Annotated in this window: 13 protein-coding genes; 8 read left to right on the top strand and 5 right to left on the bottom strand. The window is 45.8% G+C overall.

Translation table 11 applies throughout. The features are described from left to right. The first annotated feature begins 121 nt into the window (after nt 1–121). The 4 genes from AACW75_RS05125 (at nt 122) to AACW75_RS05110 (ending at nt 5,117) form a co-directional block, all read left to right on the top strand. Nucleotides 122–1,069, top strand: coding sequence for a sugar kinase (locus tag AACW75_RS05125; protein ID WP_237297646.1), 948 nt, complete (start codon nt 122–124; stop codon nt 1,067–1,069). Nucleotides 1,070–1,088: 19 nt separating this feature from the next. Next, nucleotides 1,089–1,718, top strand: a complete 630-nt coding sequence (locus tag AACW75_RS05120; protein WP_237297645.1) for a bifunctional 4-hydroxy-2-oxoglutarate aldolase/2-dehydro-3-deoxy-phosphogluconate aldolase — start codon at nt 1,089–1,091, stop codon at nt 1,716–1,718. A gap of 175 nt (nt 1,719–1,893) precedes the next feature. Continuing rightward, nucleotides 1,894–2,589: an oligogalacturonate-specific porin KdgM family protein gene (locus AACW75_RS05115; protein WP_237297644.1), complete on the top strand. Its 696-nt coding sequence runs from the start codon at nt 1,894–1,896 to the stop codon at nt 2,587–2,589. Nucleotides 2,590–2,666: 77 nt separating this feature from the next. Next, the gene (locus tag AACW75_RS05110) at nt 2,667–5,117 is read left to right on the top strand and encodes a family 20 glycosylhydrolase (protein ID WP_237297643.1); all 2,451 of its coding nucleotides are present in this window, start codon (nt 2,667–2,669) and stop codon (nt 5,115–5,117) included. Between the two features lie 120 nt (nt 5,118–5,237). Here the strand turns inward: AACW75_RS05110 and AACW75_RS05105 are convergent, their stop codons facing one another. After that, on the bottom strand, nt 5,238–7,313 hold the full coding sequence (locus tag AACW75_RS05105; protein ID WP_237297642.1) for an ATP-binding protein: 2,076 nt from the start codon (nt 7,311–7,313) through the stop codon (nt 5,238–5,240). A 229-nt stretch (nt 7,314–7,542) separates the two neighbouring features. On the opposite strand from AACW75_RS05105, the gene AACW75_RS05100 reads away from it, so the two are divergent. The 4 genes from AACW75_RS05100 to lhgO all read left to right on the top strand — a co-directional run bounded on the left by AACW75_RS05100 (nt 7,543) and on the right by lhgO (nt 13,797). Continuing rightward, nucleotides 7,543–8,883 (top strand): sigma-54-dependent transcriptional regulator, encoded by a 1,341-nt coding sequence (locus AACW75_RS05100; RefSeq protein ID WP_145569654.1) that lies wholly within the window; start codon nt 7,543–7,545, stop codon nt 8,881–8,883. A gap of 321 nt (nt 8,884–9,204) precedes the next feature. Further along, complete coding sequence (locus AACW75_RS05095) at nt 9,205–10,218, top strand: TAXI family TRAP transporter solute-binding subunit (RefSeq protein ID WP_135454155.1); 1,014 nt, start codon at nt 9,205–9,207, stop codon at nt 10,216–10,218. A 152-nt stretch (nt 10,219–10,370) separates the two neighbouring features. Further along, complete coding sequence (locus tag AACW75_RS05090; protein WP_135454157.1) at nt 10,371–12,548, top strand: TRAP transporter permease; 2,178 nt, start codon at nt 10,371–10,373, stop codon at nt 12,546–12,548. Between the two features lie 25 nt (nt 12,549–12,573). Then, nucleotides 12,574–13,797: an L-2-hydroxyglutarate oxidase gene (gene lhgO / locus AACW75_RS05085; RefSeq protein ID WP_145569656.1), complete on the top strand. Its 1,224-nt coding sequence runs from the start codon at nt 12,574–12,576 to the stop codon at nt 13,795–13,797. 135 nt (nt 13,798–13,932) lie between these two features. Here lhgO and AACW75_RS05080 read toward each other — a convergent pair whose 3' ends face one another. From AACW75_RS05080 to AACW75_RS05065, 4 genes are all read right to left on the bottom strand, one after another. Then, nucleotides 13,933–15,483 (bottom strand): M28 family metallopeptidase, encoded by a 1,551-nt coding sequence (locus AACW75_RS05080; RefSeq protein ID WP_145569658.1) that lies wholly within the window; start codon nt 15,481–15,483, stop codon nt 13,933–13,935. A 142-nt stretch (nt 15,484–15,625) separates the two neighbouring features. Further along, nucleotides 15,626–18,010 (bottom strand): M4 family metallopeptidase, encoded by a 2,385-nt coding sequence (locus AACW75_RS05075; protein WP_145569672.1) that lies wholly within the window; start codon nt 18,008–18,010, stop codon nt 15,626–15,628. Nucleotides 18,011–18,569: 559 nt separating this feature from the next. Then, nucleotides 18,570–18,845, bottom strand: a complete 276-nt coding sequence (locus AACW75_RS05070; protein ID WP_017075671.1) for a hypothetical protein — start codon at nt 18,843–18,845, stop codon at nt 18,570–18,572. 218 nt (nt 18,846–19,063) lie between these two features. Further along, a complete protein-coding gene (locus AACW75_RS05065; protein WP_237297640.1) occupies nt 19,064–20,383 on the bottom strand; it encodes an ATP-binding protein in 1,320 nt (439 codons plus the stop codon). Between the last annotated feature and the right edge of the window lie 33 nt (nt 20,384–20,416).

Genomic DNA, 20,416 nt, shown 5'->3' with positions numbered 1-20,416 from the left:
GCTCCACAGCTGTTAGTACAACAAATTCAGTACAACAAGTTGTGGAGTGGTTTAGCTAGCTCAGGCTCTGCTTCTCGGTAGGGCCTTCTTCCCCATTTATCTCTCTATTTTAGGATCGGCTATGCCTGCATCTTCTAACTTCAATATTGCTTTCTTTGGCGAGTGCATGGTCGAAATCAGCGGCTCTCCATTAACCAAAAAATTCGGCGGTGACACGCTCAATACCGCACTTTACCTTTCACGCTTAACCCAACATCAAAACCTCTCTGTTCATTACGCGACGGGTCTTGGTAGCGATGAACTGTCTCAGAATATGGTCGATAACTGGCAGCTAGAGGGTATTCAAACCAATTTCGTTGAACGCATCCCAAACAAGCTACCCGGCTTGTACATGGTCGAAACCGACGAGACAGGCGAGCGACACTTTCACTACTGGCGCAACGATGCGGCAGTAAAATCTTACTTCCATGCTAATGATTTGAATAAGCTTGAAATCGCACTAACAGAGAAGCAAGTCGACGCGGTTTACATCAGCGGTATCAGTATCGCGATCTTGGATGACGCCTCTTGTGAGCGTTTATTCAAAGCCATTAGCGTGTTCTCAAACCAAGGCGGCAAGGTGATTTTTGATAACAACTATCGCCCGCAACTTTGGAGCACCGAGCAAGCTCGACATTGGTATGCCAAGTTACTGCCGTTGGTGGACATCGCCTTGATTACCGAAGACGACGACCTGCTTGTATGGGGTAACTCAGAGAGCGTTCAACAACGCTGCCTTCGTTTGGGTTGCCAAGAGATCGTCATCAAACGTGGCTGCGAGCCATGCAAGATTGTTCAAATTGAACAGGACGATATTGTTGAGAATTATGTTTCAGCGACGCGTGTTTCTAATGTGGTCGACACCTGCGCGGCGGGCGACTCATTCGCTGCGGGTTATTTAGCTGCGCGTCTTACTGGCGAGAGCGCCACCGACGCAGCCGAACTTGGCCACCAACTGGCTTCAATCGTTATTCAATACTCTGGCGCAATCATCCCCGTGAGCGCTATGAGCCAACTGATTAAAAAGTAAAATAAAAAGCGGAATTATTATGTCTCAAGAAATGATCAACAAACTTAAGCAATTCAAAGTTATCCCTGTTATCCAAATCAACAAGGTTGAACACGCGATTCCATTGGCAAAAGTGTTGGTAGAAAACGGCCTACCAGTTGCTGAAGTAACATTCCGTACTGAAGCGGCAGCAGACGCGATTCGTGCGATGCGCGATGCGTACCCAGAGATGTGTATCGGTGCTGGCACAGTATTAACGCCAGCGCAGATCGACCTTGCGAAAGAGTCGGGCAGTGAATTCATCGTAGCTCCGGGCCTGAACCCAAACACCGTAAAACGTTGCCAAGAAATCGACATGCCGATCGTTCCGGGCGTAAACAACCCAAGCCAAGTAGAGCAAGCGCTAGAGCTTGGTCTTAACTTTTTGAAGTTCTTCCCTGCAGAAGCGTCTGGTGGCATCAACATGGTGAAGTCTCTGCTAGCGCCATACGTTGATGTGTCTTTAATGCCAACAGGCGGTATCGGTAAACACAACGTCAATGACTACCTAGCAGTGGATCGCGTGGTGTGCTGTGGTGGTACTTGGATGGTGTCACCAAAGATGATTGAGAACGAGCAATGGGATGAGATTTCGGAGTTGGTTCGAGAAGCCGTTGAGTTGGTTAAATAGTTAAATCTAGCTGTAGTCAAAATAAAATAATAGCTACTGAATATGAGCAGTAGCTATAAATAAACCTTGTACAATCTAAAAATTAATAATAAATAAAACAGGTAGTCTCCGAATTTACATCTTTCTGCATATATCAATGTGCGGTGGGTTTTTATAATCATGATATCGGTGAACTATGAAAAAATTACTTCCTTTAACACTACTAGCATTATTACCAATGACCTCAACTGCCGGGGGTTATGTCGATTTAAGGGCAGAGTATCGAAGTACGACAGATCAGTATCGAAGTCGTTTTATTGTTGGTCACCATTTTGATAATGGGTATGGTTTAGAAACACTGACGAATGTTCGACATGCAGCAGGAGCGTATGACGAAACGAAGGTGATTAATACCGAGTTTACCCATTATTACACCTATGCCATCAATGACAACTTGATGCTGAACCCTGGCGTGGTGATGAATTTTCAAGGCTCAAATACCTTCTTGATGCCTTATCTAAAACTCAATTATAACTTTGATAATGGGCTCTTTGTACATGGCCGTTATCGTTATGACTTTTCGACCGAAGCTTTAGTGAATGACTATGGCAATGAAGAGACAGCAAAGCGAAACCGTTATGATATTTGGACGGGATACAATACAGATAAATACATGATTTCGTATGCCTTTACGTATTTCGATCAGATTACGCATCATACGACAGAGCTCGCAACTGGTGACCTACATGCCCGCGAGCATACCGTCAAAGCAGTCTACAAATGGAAACCAACAGTGAGGCCATACGCTGAAGTGGTTGATGCGGATACGGTGCAATCTGAAAACGATAAAACGGATTGGCGTTTCCGAGTTGGTGTGAATTTCTCATTCTAAAACAACATAGCCTAGTTATTTTTGTGAATAGGCTCTGATAAATAAAATACAATGAAAGTTATATAGGAAAATTAATAATGAAAAAAACTATATTGTCACTATTGATATCCGGTTCAGTAGTTTCTCCAATGGCTTTAGCAATGGCTCCAAATACAGACTTGAATTTAATGCCTTATCCACAAACTGTGGAATTAAAATCAGGCCAAGTGAAAGTAGATGGTAATTTTAAAGTTTACATCAAAGGCTTTAATTCTGATCGCGTTGAATACACTGCGAAACGCTTTATTGATCGCCTTGAGCGTCAGACGGGTGTTCCGATTCTAAATTGGCAGGTGGATAGTGCAGACGAAGCGAACCTGATCATTGATATCGACGCAGCGCCAAAGTCTGAAGTACAGAACATCGACTCTGTAGAGTCCTACAAAATTACCACTCAGGGTGAACAAATCACGCTGAGCTCTCCAAGCCCATACGGCTCAATTCACGGCATCGAAACCCTTTTACAGCTCGTTGAAACTACGGCGACTGGCTACCATATTCCTGCCGTAACAATTGTCGATGAGCCTCGCTTTCGCTGGCGTGGTGTTTCTTACGATACTTCACGTCACTTTATTGAATTCGATGTGCTAATTCGTCAGTTAGATGCGATGGCGTCGGCGAAGATGAATGTGTTCCATTGGCACTTCTGGGACGACCAAGGCATTCGCATTCAAACCGAATCATGGCCGCGTCTGTGGTCTGAAACCGCTGATGGTAATTACTACACCAAAGACCAAGTTCGCTACCTAGTTGAATACGCGCGTAACCTTGGTATTCGTGTGATTCCAGAGGTGTCTCTTCCGGGTCACTCTTCTGCGGTTGCTCACGCTTACCCACGCTTGATGTCGGGTGGTGAAGGTCAAAGCTACGAACAAGAACGTGGCTGGGGTGTGTTTGAACCATTAATGGACCCATTGAATCCAGAAGTCTATGAAATGCTGGGTGATGTGTTTAATGAAGTGACCGAGCTGTTCCCTGATGAGTACTTTCATATCGGTGGCGATGAGCCAAATTATGCGCAGTGGAAAAACAGCGAAAAGCACCAACAGTTCATTGAAGAGAACAATATCGATGGCGAGCGTGGTCTGCAGTCTTACCTCAATGTAAAAGTCGAGAAGATGCTCGAAGAGCGCGGTAAGAAGATGACCGGTTGGGATGAAATTTGGCATAAAGATCTGCCGACTTCCATCGTGATTCAAAGCTGGCAAGGGCACGACAGTATTGGTCGTGCGGCGAAAGAGGGCTACCCAGGTATTCTTTCTACGGGTTACTACCTAGATCAACCTCAGCCGACGAGCTACCATTATCGCAATGACCCAATGCCAAGCGGTATCACTGTTGACGATAAGCTGCACAGTGGCGAGAAATTCGTGACGTATCAATGGGAAAAGCCACGTTCAAAAGGCGGCCCACGTAAGGGAACACTGACCATCATTGAAGCGAAAGACGGTACTTTCCGTGCCTTCAGTGATTACAACGGTAAGTCTCGTGAAGAGATTTACATCCTTGATTATGTGCCGGGCAAAACCTTTGTTGGCCACTTCGATAACTTCATGTCGTACACTGAATTCAACCTAAACCTGAATGCAAAGGGTTTTGCAGAAGGCAGTTACCAACTGGTCGGTAACGTGCGTTGGCCAACCACAGGTGAAGTGATTGCGAGCAGTGATGTTGAAGGCAGCGAGATTCCTGAACCGAATGGTGGTTATCCTGCGGAATTAACAGATAAAGAAAAAGAGCTTATCTTGGGCGGCGAGATCACCATGTGGCTAGAGAACAAAGACAGCCTCACGGTCGAAAACTACCTATGGCCACGCAGCTATGCGATTGCAGAGCGCTTCTGGTCGGATGCGGAGTTGACGGACGAGCGCAGCATGTACAAGCGTATGAAAGCGATGGATACATGGTCTGAAGTGTCGGTTGGACTTCGTCATCATGCGGATGCTGACATGCTGTTAAAACGCATTGCAAAAGGGCAGGATATCCACGACCTGCGCGTGCTTGCCAAGTACACCGAGCCAGCACAATACTATGCGCGCAACTGGGAGAAGTGGAACTCAACTGAACCTAAGGGTACTTTATACAGCCAGTACGAGCGTCTAAATCGCTTTGTTGATGCACTGCCAGTGGAAAGTTACGCTGTGTATGAGATGCAAGATTTAGTCGATGACGTTGCAACGGGTAATCAACAAGCGCTTGAGCAACTTGCAGAGCATTATCAACAAGCAAAAGCGGCTGCACTCGCTGCTGAAACTGTCTTCGCCGGAAATTTATCTTCGGTAGAGACTGTGGTTGTCGCAGAGAAAACCGCGGAAGTTGCAGACTTGGCGTTAACCTTGATTGCTAAAGCACAAGCAGGTGAAAAAGTTCGAGCATCAGACGCGAACGCCTATCAAGCGATACTGTCTGAATCAGCGAAGATCTACGACGAATCGATCATCGCGATTGTTCGCCCAACAGAGTTACTCTTGAAGCAGCTAGCTGAGTAAGTCTCTAACTGATTAGCTGATAAGTCACACGCCAATAACTGAATCAAAACCGCCCTCTGTGGGCGGTTTTTTAGTTTTAGCGTCTCAATAGATTGTGATTTCTAAATTCTATGTAAGCGGCTACTTACAATCACTATCACTATCAATATTCTGTAGAGTTAACGTGAATGTCATGCCTTGATCTGGGTTATTTTTTGCTATCAAGGTACCTTGCATATCCCGCACATTGTTTGCTGTGATAGCTAAGCCGAGACCTAAACCTTCGCCCATCTTTTTGTTGGTATGAAAGGGTTCGAAAATGGTTTCGAGTTGGTCTTCTGACACGCCACAGCCATTATCTTGCACCTTGATGACCACACGTTGCTGATCGGTATGTGCGCTGACAACAATGGTCGCGGGTGTTTGATTTTGAGTTGCATCTACAGCGTTTCTGATTAGGTTGCCAAGCACTTGACGAAGTCGTGCCTCTTCTCCCATCACCATCGAAATATTAGAGGCGACACGTATGCGAATATCGACGTTGTCTAATTCGGCTTGGTGAATTCGTAGGGTTTCTTGCAGTGCTTCGGTGAGTGAAACCGGATAGGGCTTCTCAAGTCTTTTAAAGGCGAACGACTTCAATTGACTGGTCATGTTGGCCATTCTGTCGATCAGGCTCATTACTAAGTTCATGTTCGCTTTCAACATCTTGGTCTCGCCTCTTTCCATCAGTAACTGGTTACTTGAAAGCAAGGTTTTTAGACCAGTAAGCGGTTGATTCAACTCATGAGTGATCGCACTCGACATCCGCCCTAATGCGGCAAGTTTGCTTGACTCCACCAGTTCTTGCTGCGCATCTTTGAGATCTTGTGTTCGCTCTTCTACCCGCAGTTGAAGCGTCTTATTGGCGTTTTGTACCGCAATTTCTGCTTTCTTACGCTTGCTGATGTCGATCACTGTGCACAGATAATAAGGCGTTGAATGCCAAGGGAACGAGCTAATAGAAAATAACACTGGGAAGTAGCTGCCATCACTGCGTCTTGCCATGGTTTCGACGCTGGTGATCTCGGCCAATTCTTGGTGTTGTTCTAAGTTTTTGAGCAATTGTAAGGTGGTTGAGTTTGGGTTACCTGCTTCAAATAATTGCCATGCCTTGATGTTGCTGATCATCGAATCAGAAAGGCAAAAGTAGTTCTTCGCCATTAGATTAATATCGTGGATATGACCATGTTTATCGATCAACACTAGCCCAACGTGGGTTTTATTAATCATTCCTGACAGTCGTTTTTCCGACTCTTCGATGAGCTTTTGAATTCGCAGATTACTGAGCTTTTTCTGACGTCTTTGATAAAGAATAACCAGCAACAGCAGAATGAAAAGACAACCCACCGCCACACTCCAGCTGATCCAGTTAGTGGTTTGGTTGAGGCTGGTTAATGGCGTTAGGTAGGTTAAACGCCAATTGAGGTCGTCTAACTTGATGGATTGAATGAGGTAGTCTTTATCTTGCAGTCGCCACACGCGAATATGGGTTTGGTCGTACAGCTCACGTTTTGTCGCTGTGGGCTGAGAATTGAATGTGTCGTTGAACCAATCGGCACTCAGTCGGTGATCACTGGAGAGAAAGAACTGATCACGAGGGTTCTGGAACAGTATCGCTTCACCATCGGCAAACCATTGATCGGTTAACAATGACAAATCGATCTGCACCGCAACAATACCGACCACATCGGACGCCCGATAAACCGGCGCGGCAATGAAGTAATCGGGTGTCACGCCTTTATTTTTGGTCACTACCGAAATCGCACCGCCTTGCTGGTGGATCTTAGACACAATCGTGCTGGCGTTCTTTTTACTCAGCTTGCTTCTTTCAACACTCGATACCAACAAATCACCTTCGCCAGAAAGCAGATACCAACCCTTAGTATTGGCGGCTTTATCCAATTGAATCAGCTGCTTCTTAATGCGATTTTCGAGGCGTACTTCACCATCAATGAAACGCACACTGGTTTCATCGTTCGTCACCAAGTAGGGCAGATAATAGAAGCGTTTGAGCGTGCGCCTAGCTTCTGCAATGTATCCGAGGAAGCGTTGTTCTGCATAGCGTTGGGCTTGTTCGAGCTTCCATTGGCTTATGCCACTTTTGGTGGTTACCTGAACTAAACCAATTAATAAACAGGCACATAGGAACAACCAATATCGATTGTTATTCATCATTGCTGATCAAATCCTTTTAAAATTAGTGACTTGTCATTTTAAACTAGTGACTTGAGAAGGCTTTCTGTTTGCTTTTTAAGCGGATGGCAAGTGAGACAAGTTGACGCTAACAAACATTATAAAACTGTTAAAGGAGTGTTATTCAAAGTGGGAGCTAGCTCCTTTTCGTCTGCAGTTTTTTTACATACCGTGGGCGATATTATTCAGATATAAGCGGCGGAACCAAACCATGCAGCGTATAGCTTTGATTGAAGATGATGCGATTGTGCGTCAGGCAACCAGCCAATGGTTACAATTAGCGGGCTTCGATGTCACCGCATTTGAGTTTGGGCAAGATGCGTTAAACGCGGTAGAGCAGGGTGATTTCCAAACTATCATTAGTGACGTACGGTTACCTGATATTGATGGTGTTGAACTGCTGGGGCGCTTTAAACATCTTGTGCCAGATGTACCTGTCATCTTGATCACCGGTCACGGTGATGTCGACATGGCGGTGAAAGCGTTACAGCAAGGGGCGTATGATTTCATTGAAAAGCCATTCGACCCAGAGCGTTTGTCTCAAACGGTTTCGGAAGCGGTCGACAAGCATCAAAGTGGCCAAGACAGAAACAGTCGTCAGAACTATCTGGATAACCTGAAGGGCATTGAACAGGTTCTGATTGGTCGCAGCAAAGTGATGTGTGAATTGCGAGAGCAAATCCAAAAAGTCGCCTCGATTGATACCAATGTGATCATTTATGGTGAAACCGGCTGTGGTAAAGAGCTGGTCGCCTCTTGTTTGCATGAATTCAGTCAGCGTAAAACCCACCCATTTGTGCCACTAAACTGTGGTGCGATTCCAGAAAATCTATTTGAAAGCGAGCTGTTTGGTCATGAAGCCGGGGCATTTACTGGTGCCGCTAAGCGACGCATTGGTAAGCTTGAATTTGCCGACAAAGGCACGGTGTTTCTCGATGAAATAGAGAGTATGCCGCTGTCGATGCAGGTAAAAGTGCTGCGCACCTTGCAAGATAATATCGTTGAACGCGTGGGTGGTAACCAGCAACAACATGTTGATCTACGAGTGGTCTCTGCCTCGAAATGCGATCTACTGAATCACCCCGATTTTCGCCAAGACCTTTTCTATCGTTTGAACGTTGCCCAACTGCATTTGCCACCTCTTAGTGAACGAGAAGACGATGCTCTGATCCTTTTCGAACACTTCACTCAAGAAGCGAACAGTGAAACTCGAGTCGCCAGTGAGGCTGATCGCTATGCCTTGTTGTCGTATGCATGGCCGGGCAATGTGCGTGAACTGCGTAATATCGCGATTCGCTTCGCACTGGATGAAAGCCTGACTGTTGGGGATATTTTGGCGTGTCGCCCCAATTCTGTCACAGAGTCCACAACGGCAGGCATCCCGTTGGCGGTTCAAGTGCAGAGCTTTGAGCGGAAAGTGATTCATGATGCGTTAGTGCGTTATCAGGGGCGCATCAATGATGTGATGCAAGACTTGGATTTACCCCGTCGAACATTGAACCAAAAAATGGTGCGCTATGCGTTGAACCGAAGTGACTATGTCGATTCGTAAATGATGATGAGATTAGAGGTGCTGTCTGATTTCAATAAGCAAAAAATGGCTCATCAGATATTTATCATTTTATAAACATTGATCACGTAAATGTAACATAGTGTGATTTGGCTACCTTTAAATCGATGTTATTCGTTGCTTGGGATAAGCAAAAAATAGCTCACTGATTCGTAGCCAAATAAGCAAAAAATGGCTTACTTTAGGTGGGTTATTAAGGAAATACCAATAAAAACAGTTATTTAAAAATTGGCATTGTGCTTGCTATCTAGCAATTGTTGTTAACAAAAATATAACGTGAATAACTCTACATGGAGAGTAATAATGAAATACAACAAGCTAGTTAAAACTTTAGCAATCGCAATGGCCTCTATTAGCCTTATCAGCAACGCCTCAGCTCAAGAAGATCGTAGCTACATTTTAGCGACGGCCTCAACGGGTGGTACTTACTATCCAGTGGGTGTGGCTTTAGCGACATTGAGTAAAGTTAAGCTTGCGCCAAAGCAGCACTTTTCTTTGGCGGCTATCAGTTCTGCGGGATCGGGTGAAAACGTGAAACTTCTCAATGAGAACGAAGCACAGTTTGCCATTTTACAAGGTCTGTATGGCGCGTGGGCGTGGCAAGGGCTTGGTCCATATGAGAAGTCAGGCAGTCAAAAACAACTGCGTTCAGTCTCTATGCTATGGCAAAACGTTGAACACTTTATTGTGCGCTCTGATCTCACAGAAACGGGCACCATGAGTGATTTAGAAAATCTAAACGGCAAAAAATTCTCTATCGGTAAGAAGAACTCAGGTACAGAGAATTCAGGACGCCAGATCATGCAAGGCCTGTCGGTTAACCCAGAACAATTTAAACTCGCCTTTATGGGTTACGGCGGCAGCGCTAGCGCACTACAAAATGGCACCATCGATGGCATGAATACGCCCGCTGGTGTACCTGTTGGTGCGGTAACTCAAGCGTTTGCAGCCTTGGGTGAAGACATTCAAATTTTGTCATTTACCGATGCGCAAATTAAACAAGCGAACGGCGATTACAATATCTGGACTAAATATGAGATCCCGGCAAACACTTATCCAGGTGTTGATAAGCCGATCACTACAATCGCCCAACCTAACTTCCTAGCGGTTCGTGAAGACATTTCTGAAGAAGATGTGTACCAGCTGACCAAAGCTATCTATGAAAACCTATCTTTCCTGCAAGGTATCCACAAAGCAACCAAAGCAATGGCACTCGAGAAAGGGATCGCAGGTCTGCCTGTTCCACTTCACCCGGGCGCTGCACGTTACTACCAAGAAGTGGGCATCGATATCCCTTCTGAGTTGATCGTTAACTAACGGCTTTCGCCGAATGACGGTTTACGTTAGTTAAACAAAGACACCTTTCGTGACTTAATTGCTTGGTGCACGTTCGCTCAAGAATGTGTTCGTGCACCTCCTCACTTTATGGATTTTCTCTTCGTGTTTGCTGCGGAGAGCAGGAGTTTTCTATGAGCGATTCGCTGCAGCAGGAACTGAAAAAATTTGAACTGCCGACCCGAACGGATTTTCCGTGGGTAGGCAAAGCGATAACGACAATGGGAGTGATACTCTCGCTGTTACACATTTGGTTCAACACCTTATCTACCTTGCCAGAGCTTTGGATCTCGGCGACCCACTTTGCTGGCTTTGCGATCATTTGTGCGCTTTGGTATCCCGCTCATATCTCGCTAAAAAAGAGCAAGATAGCTCTGGCAGTGGATATCGGAATTGCTTTGGCGGCTCTGGCTTGTCTTATCTACATTCCCTTTGCGGAAGACGCCCTTTATGAGCGAGGCGTGAAGTTCATCGCCAGTGATTGGTTCTTCTCTATCTTGGCGATTGCCATCGTTATTGAGCTGATTCGCCGCACCATGGGCTGGTTTATTCCGGTGCTTATCTTGGTGTGTTTGAGTTATGTGGTGCTTTGGGGACAATGGACTAGCGGCATCTTCCACTTCCCGGGTTTGAGCCTTGAAACACTGCTTTATCGAAGCTTTTACTCATCAGAAGGGATGTTCGGTTCTATCTCAAGAATTAGTTGGACCTTCGTGTTTATGTTCATCCTATTTGGCGCATTCTTAGTGCGTTCGGGTGTCGGTGATTACATCATTGATGTGTCTCGCGCAGCGGCTGGTAAGGTGATTGGTGGCCCTGGCTTTATTGCCGTGATTGGCTCTGGCTTGATGGGCTCTGTGTCCGGATCGAGCGTAGCAAATACGGTATCGACGGGCGTGATCAGTATTCCCTTAATGCAAAAGGCAGGCTTCCCTTCGCGTTTCGCGGCCGGTGTTGAAGCGGCTGCATCGACGGGCGGGCAGTTGATGCCACCAGTGATGGGTGCGGGGGCGTTTATCATGGCGTCTTACACACAGATCCCTTATGTCGATATTATTGCGGTTTCCTTCTTACCTGCGCTTATCTACTTTTTGTCTGTGGCCTTTTTTGTGCGTATTGAAGCAAAACGCAGTGGCGTGCAAAAAGTCACTTCTGGTTGTGAGCCTCTATTGAAGGTATTGCTGTCGGGCTGGCATAACCTGATCCCATTGGCCGTGTTAGTGACTTTGTTGGTGAAGGGCTTTACGCCGACTTACGCTGCGGGTATTTCGATTCTTTCTGTGGTGGTGGCATCATGGTTCTCTAAAAATCACAAAATGGGACCGAAAGCGATCATTGAAGCTTTGTCTCAAGGCGCAAAAAACATGGCGACAACGGCGGTGCTGTTGGTGGGTATTGGTTTAGTCGTTAATGTCATTAGCACTACGGGGATTGGTAATACTTTCTCATTGATGATCAACAGTTGGGCAAACGGCGAATTATTGGTAATGATTGCCTTGATCGCGTTGGCGTCTTTGATTCTCGGTATGGGCTTGCCAGTAACGGCGGCTTATATCGTGTTGGGTACTCTGTCGGCACCTGCCTTGTACAAATTGATTGCTGAAAGCCAGCTCCTCGACTTGTTGGTATCAGGGCAGCTTCCTGAGCAGGCGAAAGCCATCTTCATGTTGGCTGCGCCAGATAAACTTGATTTATTGAATGCACCGATGGCGTTGGAAACGGCGAAAGAGATGATTGCGTTGGTTCCTGCTGATTTTGTGGAAACGCTGCTTGAACAGAGCTTAGGCTTAGAAGCGATCAGCCTTGCACTGCTTTCTGCACACTTGATTATTTTCTGGTTATCACAAGACAGCAACGTGACCCCGCCAGTTTGTTTAACCGCATTTGCCGCCGCGACCATTGCTAAAACTCCACCAATGCGAACTGGCTTAATGGCATGGAAGATCGCAAAAGGCCTGTACTTAGTGCCACTACTTATCGCCTACACCAACTTAGTAAGTTGGGATGTGACCTCCGTTTTGGTCACGGGTGGTTTTGCTATTATTGGTACTTACGCGTTTGTTGCTGCGATTGAAGGCTATCTAGAAAATAAAATTAATCTACTGACTCGTGTTGTTCTAATCGTGCTGGGTGTAGCTTTAGTTTGGCCTGATATTTCAGTCGTGGTTCGCTTAGTGTGTGTAGCACTCTTCGTTGGTCTCTTTATTCACACGGCCCGTCAATACGATGCTAATCAAGTGAAAAAGGAATCGGAAGATGAGCAAGAATCGTTGCCTCAAACCGAACCTGATACTGCCGCGTCTTCCCTATAACTAAAGGATTGAATGTAGGAATATTATGAACTCAACATACGACTATATTATCGTTGGTGGTGGCATTGTTGGCGTGTCTACTGCATGGCAATTACAGCAAGCTCACCCTGATAAAAGTATCCTTTTAGTTGAAAAGGAGCGTGGCTTTGCACAACACCAAACGGGTCATAACAGTGGTGTGATTCACGCTGGCGTTTACTACGCTCCGGGCAGTTTAAAGGCGGATTTTTGTAAGCGTGGCGTAGAGCGAACTGTCGCCTTTTGTAGCCAACACGATATTCCTGTCGAAAATTGCGGTAAGTTGTTGGTCGCGACCAATGAGCAGGAAGTGGAGCGCATGAACGCGCTCTATCAACGTTGTCATGATAACGACATTGATGTCGATCTCTTAGATCAAGCGCAACTGAAACTTGCCGAGCCGAACATCACGGGCTTGGGCGCGATTTATGTCAAAACCACCAGTATCGTCGACTACAAGAAAGTCACCGAAGTGATGGCTCAAGAGTTTGTTGAAGCGGGTGGCAAGCTCAGTCTAGGCACAGAAGTGATCATGGCGGATGAGCAAGAAGATGAGGTGCAGTTGACGTGCAAAGTAGATGGTCAGACTCTACAACTGAACAGCCGATTCTTAATAACTTGCTCTGGTTTGATGGCCGACAGAATGACCAGCATGCTTGGCATTGAAACCGACTTCCAAATCGTGCCGTATCGCGGTGAATATTATCAGTTGGACGCGAAACACAACCAAGTGGTGAATCACCTTATCTATCCGATCCCTGACCCAGAACTGCCTTTCTTGGGCGTGCATTTAACACGCATGATTGATGGCTCCGTAACAGTAGGGCCAAATGCAGTTCAAGGCTGGAAACGAGAAGGTTATGGCAAGCTTAACTTTAGTTTCAAGGACACTTGGCAGATGCTGAGTTTTGCGGGCTTTTGGAAAGTGACTGCGAATAATCTAAAAACCGGTTTGGTCGAGTTTAAGAACTCCTGGTGGAAGCCGGGCTATCTAAAGTTGGTCAACAAATATTGCCCGAGCATTACGGTGTCAGATTTCAAACCTTACCCAGCAGGCATTCGTGCCCAAGCGGTCCTCAAGGATGGTACTTTGGTTCATGATTTTCTGTTTGCCGAAAGCCCAAGAAGCTTGCATGTGTGCAATGCGCCATCGCCGGCAGCGACTTCTGCGATGCCGATTGGTGAGTATATTTGTGGCAAGGTGATGAAAAAGACGGCTGATGATAACTGAAGATCATTGATCGAACTTTTCTCCGAGGATAATAAAAAATCCGCGAGCTCCATTCTATTTAGGATCGAACTCGCGGATTTTTAGTTTTCGCCGTGTTTGCTCGAGTTAGTGGTTAGCAAGCAACTAAACTTAAAGCTAATCAGGAGCGAAGGTTGCGACGATGGTGACATCGTTAAAGTTACGATAACCATGCACCATGATGTTGAATTCACCGGCTGGTTTGTTCAATACACACTGTTCGTTGCTGCTATTTTGGTATGGACGACAATCGTAGCTCGCTTTGGATACGGTGCCGTTGTGTTTCACGTATAGGTCGGCATCGCCACTACGAGGGCCTGTTAATGTTATCGTTAACTGACCTGCACTTTGAGTCGTAAATGTGAAGAATTGCTCTTCACCATATCCTGCCGTAAGTCCTTCAATAGGGACGTCGTTTTGCAGCTCTTTAGGGCCTGCAACGGGCGAATCAAGGCTGGTTTCGACAAGGTAAGCAATCGCCAGTTTAGCGAACTTGGTCGCGTGTGTCGCTGTAGGATCGGAGTTCTCAAGCGTGTCGTGCTCAGTGTGAATGCTTGGGTTGTAGTCGTTGAACATACTTTCGAATGGCATGGCGGCTGGGTAGCCAACATTGTGCCAAGAGGCGTGGTCAGAACAGGCATAGCCACAATCATCGAAACCGTAACTGATGTCGCTAGCGTAAGTGTCGATCAGCTCGCTTAAGTAGGTGTTTAGATTGCTGTCGGTATAGTCCGTGATGAAGGTGATATCGTGCGCCGAACCGTTGTAGTTGGTCATGTCTAATTGCAGTACCGATACAACGTTTGCTTGCTCGTCTCGTAATGCATTGGCGACATCTTGTGAACCGCGCAATCCTACTTCTTCTGCGGCATAGCCATAGAACTTAATGGTTTTGTCTGGTTGAATACCACTGGCGATCATCAGGCGAAGTGACTCAGTTACGGTCGCAATACCAGACGCATCATCATCGGCTCCCGGTGAGATGGTGCCTTCGCTTGTCCAAGATCCAACGGTTGAATCAAGGTGTCCGCCAACAACGACGATCTCTTCAGGATATTTAGCGCCAAGCAGTGTCACTTCAACGGATTTTTGTGGATATTCGGCATGCGTGATCTGGCGTGCAGATGCGTACGGTACATCTTTAATCTCGGTTTCCCAACGCTCTAAAAGCCAATCTGAAGCAGCGACACCAGTAGAAGTAGTATAAAAACGGTTGGTGAAGTTGGTTAGATTTTCAATGGTCGTGACCATGTTGTTCGGCTCGACCTGAGCGAGTAGATCGTTCACTGTGTCTTGATGGCTGATCACCGGCTTTTCGAAGGTGTTCATTGTCAGTGGCATCGCTGCGGCTTTGAGTGCACTTGCTTTGTCTTCGTGCACCATGTAGCCACCACAGCGGTGGGTTTCTTCGTGCATGTGGCTGGATAGTTTCGCCAGCTCTTTCTGGTTGATTTTCGCGACGATGGAATGCTTGTTTCCGGTCACGCTTGGATAAACCGTTGCGCCATGCTGAGTCATTATATGCTGTGCGTCAGCATCGGTGGTGATCCAAACTTCTTCGTTCGCTAGTGGTGTGATGTCAAGGGATGCGTAAGCCGAAGTACTGTTGATTAAGGCTAAAGAGCCTCCGAGTACAGCCAAAGCTAGCATGCTTTTTTGAATAGCCATTTGTCGTCCTTTTTATGGTGAGTATTGTTGTGTTGATGGGTGTGATTTTTGTGTATTACGTGGATGCTTTGTGTAGATGTTTCATTTGCTGAACAGATAACCGCGAAAAGGGCCCCTTTCGGAGCCCTGAATTTACTATCGATTATTGTGTTTTAATGAAACGGTAGTGCTTGGTTTCTGAACAGATATCGCTTGAGGTACACACTTGGTACTCAACATCTACTGTGCCGTTGTGACGGAACTTGTCGACGTATGAGTTGAAGTCTGTAGCACCAACATTTTTGCCATTACGTTTAATCACGAAGTAGTCATTGGTGTCGTAATCCCATGCCAGCTTAACGCGAGCTTTGCCATTCGGGTTTTTGTTACCAAACTTCAGTTTTAGTGGGAAGCCTTCCGCTGAGTCACCTTCAATCGTGATCGACTTGCTTGTTGATGTTGCAACGCCTGCATCGTCAGTCACGGTTAGAGTCACCACGTAGTCGCCAGCTTCAGTGTAGGTATAGCGAGTTACTTCACCGGTTTGTGTGTTGCCATCGCCAAGGTTCCATTGGTAAGAGACGATCTGACCATCGCTGTCCGAACTTGTGCTGCGCAGTTCGACTTCTTTGCCGACAATGGTGTGTTCGAAAGAAGAAACTGGCGGTACGTTAGCATTGCCTGATTCGTACGATGCTTTCAGATTTGCACTGGTGTAATCTGAGTAACCCAGAATGTTCACCGTGTAGCGACCAGCTGTTGGGTTTTCAATCACACATACTTCATCGGTTACGCTTTCACTCTTACAGATATTCTCTTGAGAGCTTGGCGCATAATCTAGACCGACATACATATCCGGATCACCAGTAGACACAGCAAGATCAATCGTTAGCTTGTCTTGGCCTTCTGGTACTTCGATATCGAAGTAAGTTTTTGAGCCGGTTTCACCAGCAACCGCAGCTTCAACACCGTTTTCAAGGCGTTGATATTCCGGTTCTGGCGGCAGTGGTGGCTCTGCACATGGGGTAACACCCACAAGAGCGAACGCAGAAACAACGTCATCGGCATTGTAGCCAAGGTCGGTTGCTGAGTTTTTCACGCCACAAGCACCTTGCCAAAAATCACTGTTTTCAGACCAGTAGATTTGATTGGATAGTACGAAAAGCTCGAATGCTTTTTTTGTATCCCAACCTTGCGTGGTTGCAAGATGATAGAAGGCTTTGTTAAACACCCCAGAGCTGTAGTGCACGTTTAAGCCATCGTAGTACTCGGATGCATTATTGATTGAAGAACCATCTCGTGATGGATCGTCCATGTAACGCAGCGCCCCGTCTCCTTTGAAGATATTGCGGCCGACCATCCAGTCGTTGGTGCCTTTCATGTAGTATTCTGCCGCTTCACCTGCCATATCAGAGAAAGCTTCGTTCATACCACCGGACTGATTCGCGTAAACCAAACCTGAGTTTTGTTCAGTGAAACCGTGGCTCACTTCGTGCGCTGACACGTCTAGGCTAACAAGTGGATAGAAGAAGCTTTCACCATCGCCAAAGGTCATTGCCTTGCCGTCCCAAAATGCATTCTCGTAGTTGTTACCGTAGTGAACACGCATCATGAGTTTGAAAGAGAGTGGCGCAGTGTCGAACCAATTCTTATACATCTCGAACACGATGTTACCGAAGTAGTGCGCATCGTTGAGTGGAGAGAAGGCTCCGTTCACTTCTTTATGTTCGTTACGAGGACATTCGTAGCTATACGTGGTGTCGCCATCGGTCGCACCATTTAGGTCAACGGTGACAACATTTTCCGATTCCATCACACACTCTGTGCCATTTTCTACCACATCAAGGTAGTGGTAGTCGGTACCGTATTCGTACATGCCCGTTTTTTCGTTACCACCGGGGCCTGTTCCGATCTGTGCGTGAGCAATGCCTTCCCAACGGTCGATAACTTCGCCGGTGTGCGCGTCTAGCATGGTGAATGGTCGAGTCGGCTGTTCGCTGCCTTTGACAAGATAAGAGATAACGTAGACTAGGCGTGTTTTATCGATACCTTGTTTGCCAAGGCCTTGTTTATCGGCTCCTTGGTTAGCAATGCCCTGATAAATAAACAACTCATGCTGTACGTTGTCTAGAGATTTGCTGGTTAAGCCCTGAACCTTGAGATCTTTACTCGCAAGCTCAACGGCTTGGGAGCTGTTGATTGATGGCTTAACAAAAGAACGCTCTAGGGTCGTCGTTTTAAGGTAGCTGCCTTGAACAGACTTAAGTGCACCACCTTGTACGCTTTGGGTGGCGTTTAGGTAGTGCCCCCAAACAGGTGTTCCCCAGATGTTCTGTTGGATCTTAACTTTGTAGAGACCAAGCTTTTTGAGGTTAACTTCTTTTACCATCTTGAAGCTAGAAGCGTTACTGACACCCAACTGAGCGTTTAACCCAGAAAAGCTAGTAAAGTTGATCGGTTGATTGATTTGAACTGATTCACTTGCATGAACAGACAAAGACATAGCGCTGGCTATAGCAACGGCAACTAAACGTTTTCTTATTTTCATTGTTATTTTCTCTTTCCATGTAAAAACAAAGAAAACGTAACAAAATAATCACAATGAATTCACATCATTCGATCTGATTAATTAGTAGCATGGTAATGATCTCTTTTATTCATGAAACTTATATTTATCATATTTACAGATAGTTATCGTTTCTGTTTATTTTTGAACGCACTCATATGTTTTATTTATAAAATCATGACACTTTTATTAAGTGTTGTTTTTTTATGGAAATTAAGATTTCTGGGGAAATTGATCTGTGCCTCAATTAACGGATTCTGGGTTGATAGAAGGATCAATGATTTGAGTGTGTCAGTTTAAGCGAAAGACTATTAAGCGAATTTAAGTGCCATTTTGATAAGAAATTGACGATTTTAGGGCTTATTTTCTGAATTGTTAGTTATAGGAGAGTTAGCTAAATGGGGCTTTATTTGGCACAGAGCACAAAATAAGCGGTATGAAAAAGCCAGCGACGGATGGTCACTGGCTTAGATTGTTTCAGTTTGTACTAGCTAGCGTTTAAAGGCACGCAAGCTTTAGCAAGCTGCTGTTTTTTTAAGAATTATTGCTTTGTACCGCCAACTTGAACGTATTCAATACCAATAATTCGGTTGATAACACCTAAAACAGAAGTCGTATCAGAGTTTGTTGATGTAACGGTATCAACGGTTGCGCCTTCAGGAACCAATTCCATTGCACGGTCTTGAGTGTTGCCAGGGACTTGGAACCCTACAATGTTAAAGCTCTCTGCGTGCGCTGTGTAAACTTCTTCATTGTGGTTAATACCAGAACAACCTGCTAGAGAGATAACGCCTAAAACACATAATAACTTTTTCATAAAAATACCTTAAGAATGATTGGAATTTAGATAGTAAGCCTATGGCTTGAACTGCTAGCAAAGCGCGAGTTAACGAGTAACGGGTTGCTTTGCTACTACTCAGCAGTGCTGTGATGACAAGCCACAAAGGCAGTGTCATGATTATCTAGACTCATAAGTTCACTGGGAGACAGCATCCCCCGACCGATGTTGAACATTATTCCAGAGGTGTTTTGTAGTTACTGTATGGGTTTGTCAGCTGAATCATTACATAGCTGAATGGTTATGGTGAATACCGCACCCTTTAAAGTTTGGCTCTGACCAACCTCCACGGTTGCGCCGTGTTGAGCACAGATCTTCTCGACGATAGAAAGCCCTAAACCATGGCCGCTCTTGGCTTTGTTACGTGCTTTGTCACCAACGTAAAAGGGTTCAAACAGGCGAGCCTGATGCTCTTGAGCCACACCATCACCATCATCATGTACTGCAATCTGTAGTTGTTCTTGATGCACGCTGGCTTCAATCAACACTTGAGAGCGTGCGAATTTCATCGCGTTGCGTACTAGGTTATCTAAAGCGCGGTTGAGTAGTATTTTATCCGCCAGTATTGAGTGAGCTAGTTCAGGCAGTGATAGGTCAATGTTGAGCTCAGTGTCTTTGCTCCAGCGTGCCATTGCGTGATTAAGAAAGTCTCTTATCTCTAGTGGCTGTTGTAGGTTTTCAAGGTCAATGCTATCGAGCTTGGCGTAACACAATAGTTCGTCGACCATCTTTTCCATCTCTTCGGTATCTTCGACAATACTTTCTACGGTGTTTTGTTGTGCCTCGTTGAGTGGCGTGTCCTTGAGCATTTCAGCTTGCCATTGGATACGGAATATTGGCGTGCGCAGTTCATGAGCCACCGCATTGGTGAGCGAGCGGTTACTCTCAATCAAGCGATGAATGCGGTCAGCCATTAGGTTGAAGGATTTATTGAGTGAGCCGATGGCAATGCCGCTTGACGTTTCGGCTCGCGCGGAGAGATCGCCTTCTGCAAAGCGTAGAGTGGCAGATTCAAGCTTTTTAACTCGGCGGAATATAATTATCAGATGGCATAAGCCGTATAAGATAAAGCTTGCTAGGAAGAACAACCAAATGAGATCATCCTCCAACTCTATCTTTTGCCTAACGAACGCTTCACTGTTGGGTAGGTAATGATAGGTATTGTCACTGCTTGCTAAGCGAAACCATAGGTCACGTTCATCATCGTGAAAAACAAAAGTGTTCGGGTTAGTGCTGAAGAACTCTGAAACGGGGCTAGGTATTTCATCGTCTGGGCTGAATGTAACCAATTTATTTCGTGTGGTTTCTACAAACTGGTTCATGGCTTGTTGAGCCGCTTCAAGCCCCTGATTTTTCGCAATGTTTTCTATGAGTTGCTGGTGGGCAGCCGCTTCGTAATCTTCCAGTACATATTCGTAGTCGGTATTGAGCTCGTAGACGCTAATCTCGTAGGCGACCAGGCCGGCCATAAAGCAAACTAACAGCCCTAATAGGGACTCCAAATAGATACGTCGCATAATCGATCTCTTTCATTACGCTCGTAGTGAGCG

This window comes from Vibrio sp. L3-7 (assembly GCF_963898195.1).
GTDB lineage: Bacteria > Pseudomonadota > Gammaproteobacteria > Enterobacterales > Vibrionaceae > Vibrio > Vibrio echinoideorum.
This window is presented reverse-complemented; position numbering and strand designations above follow the sequence as displayed.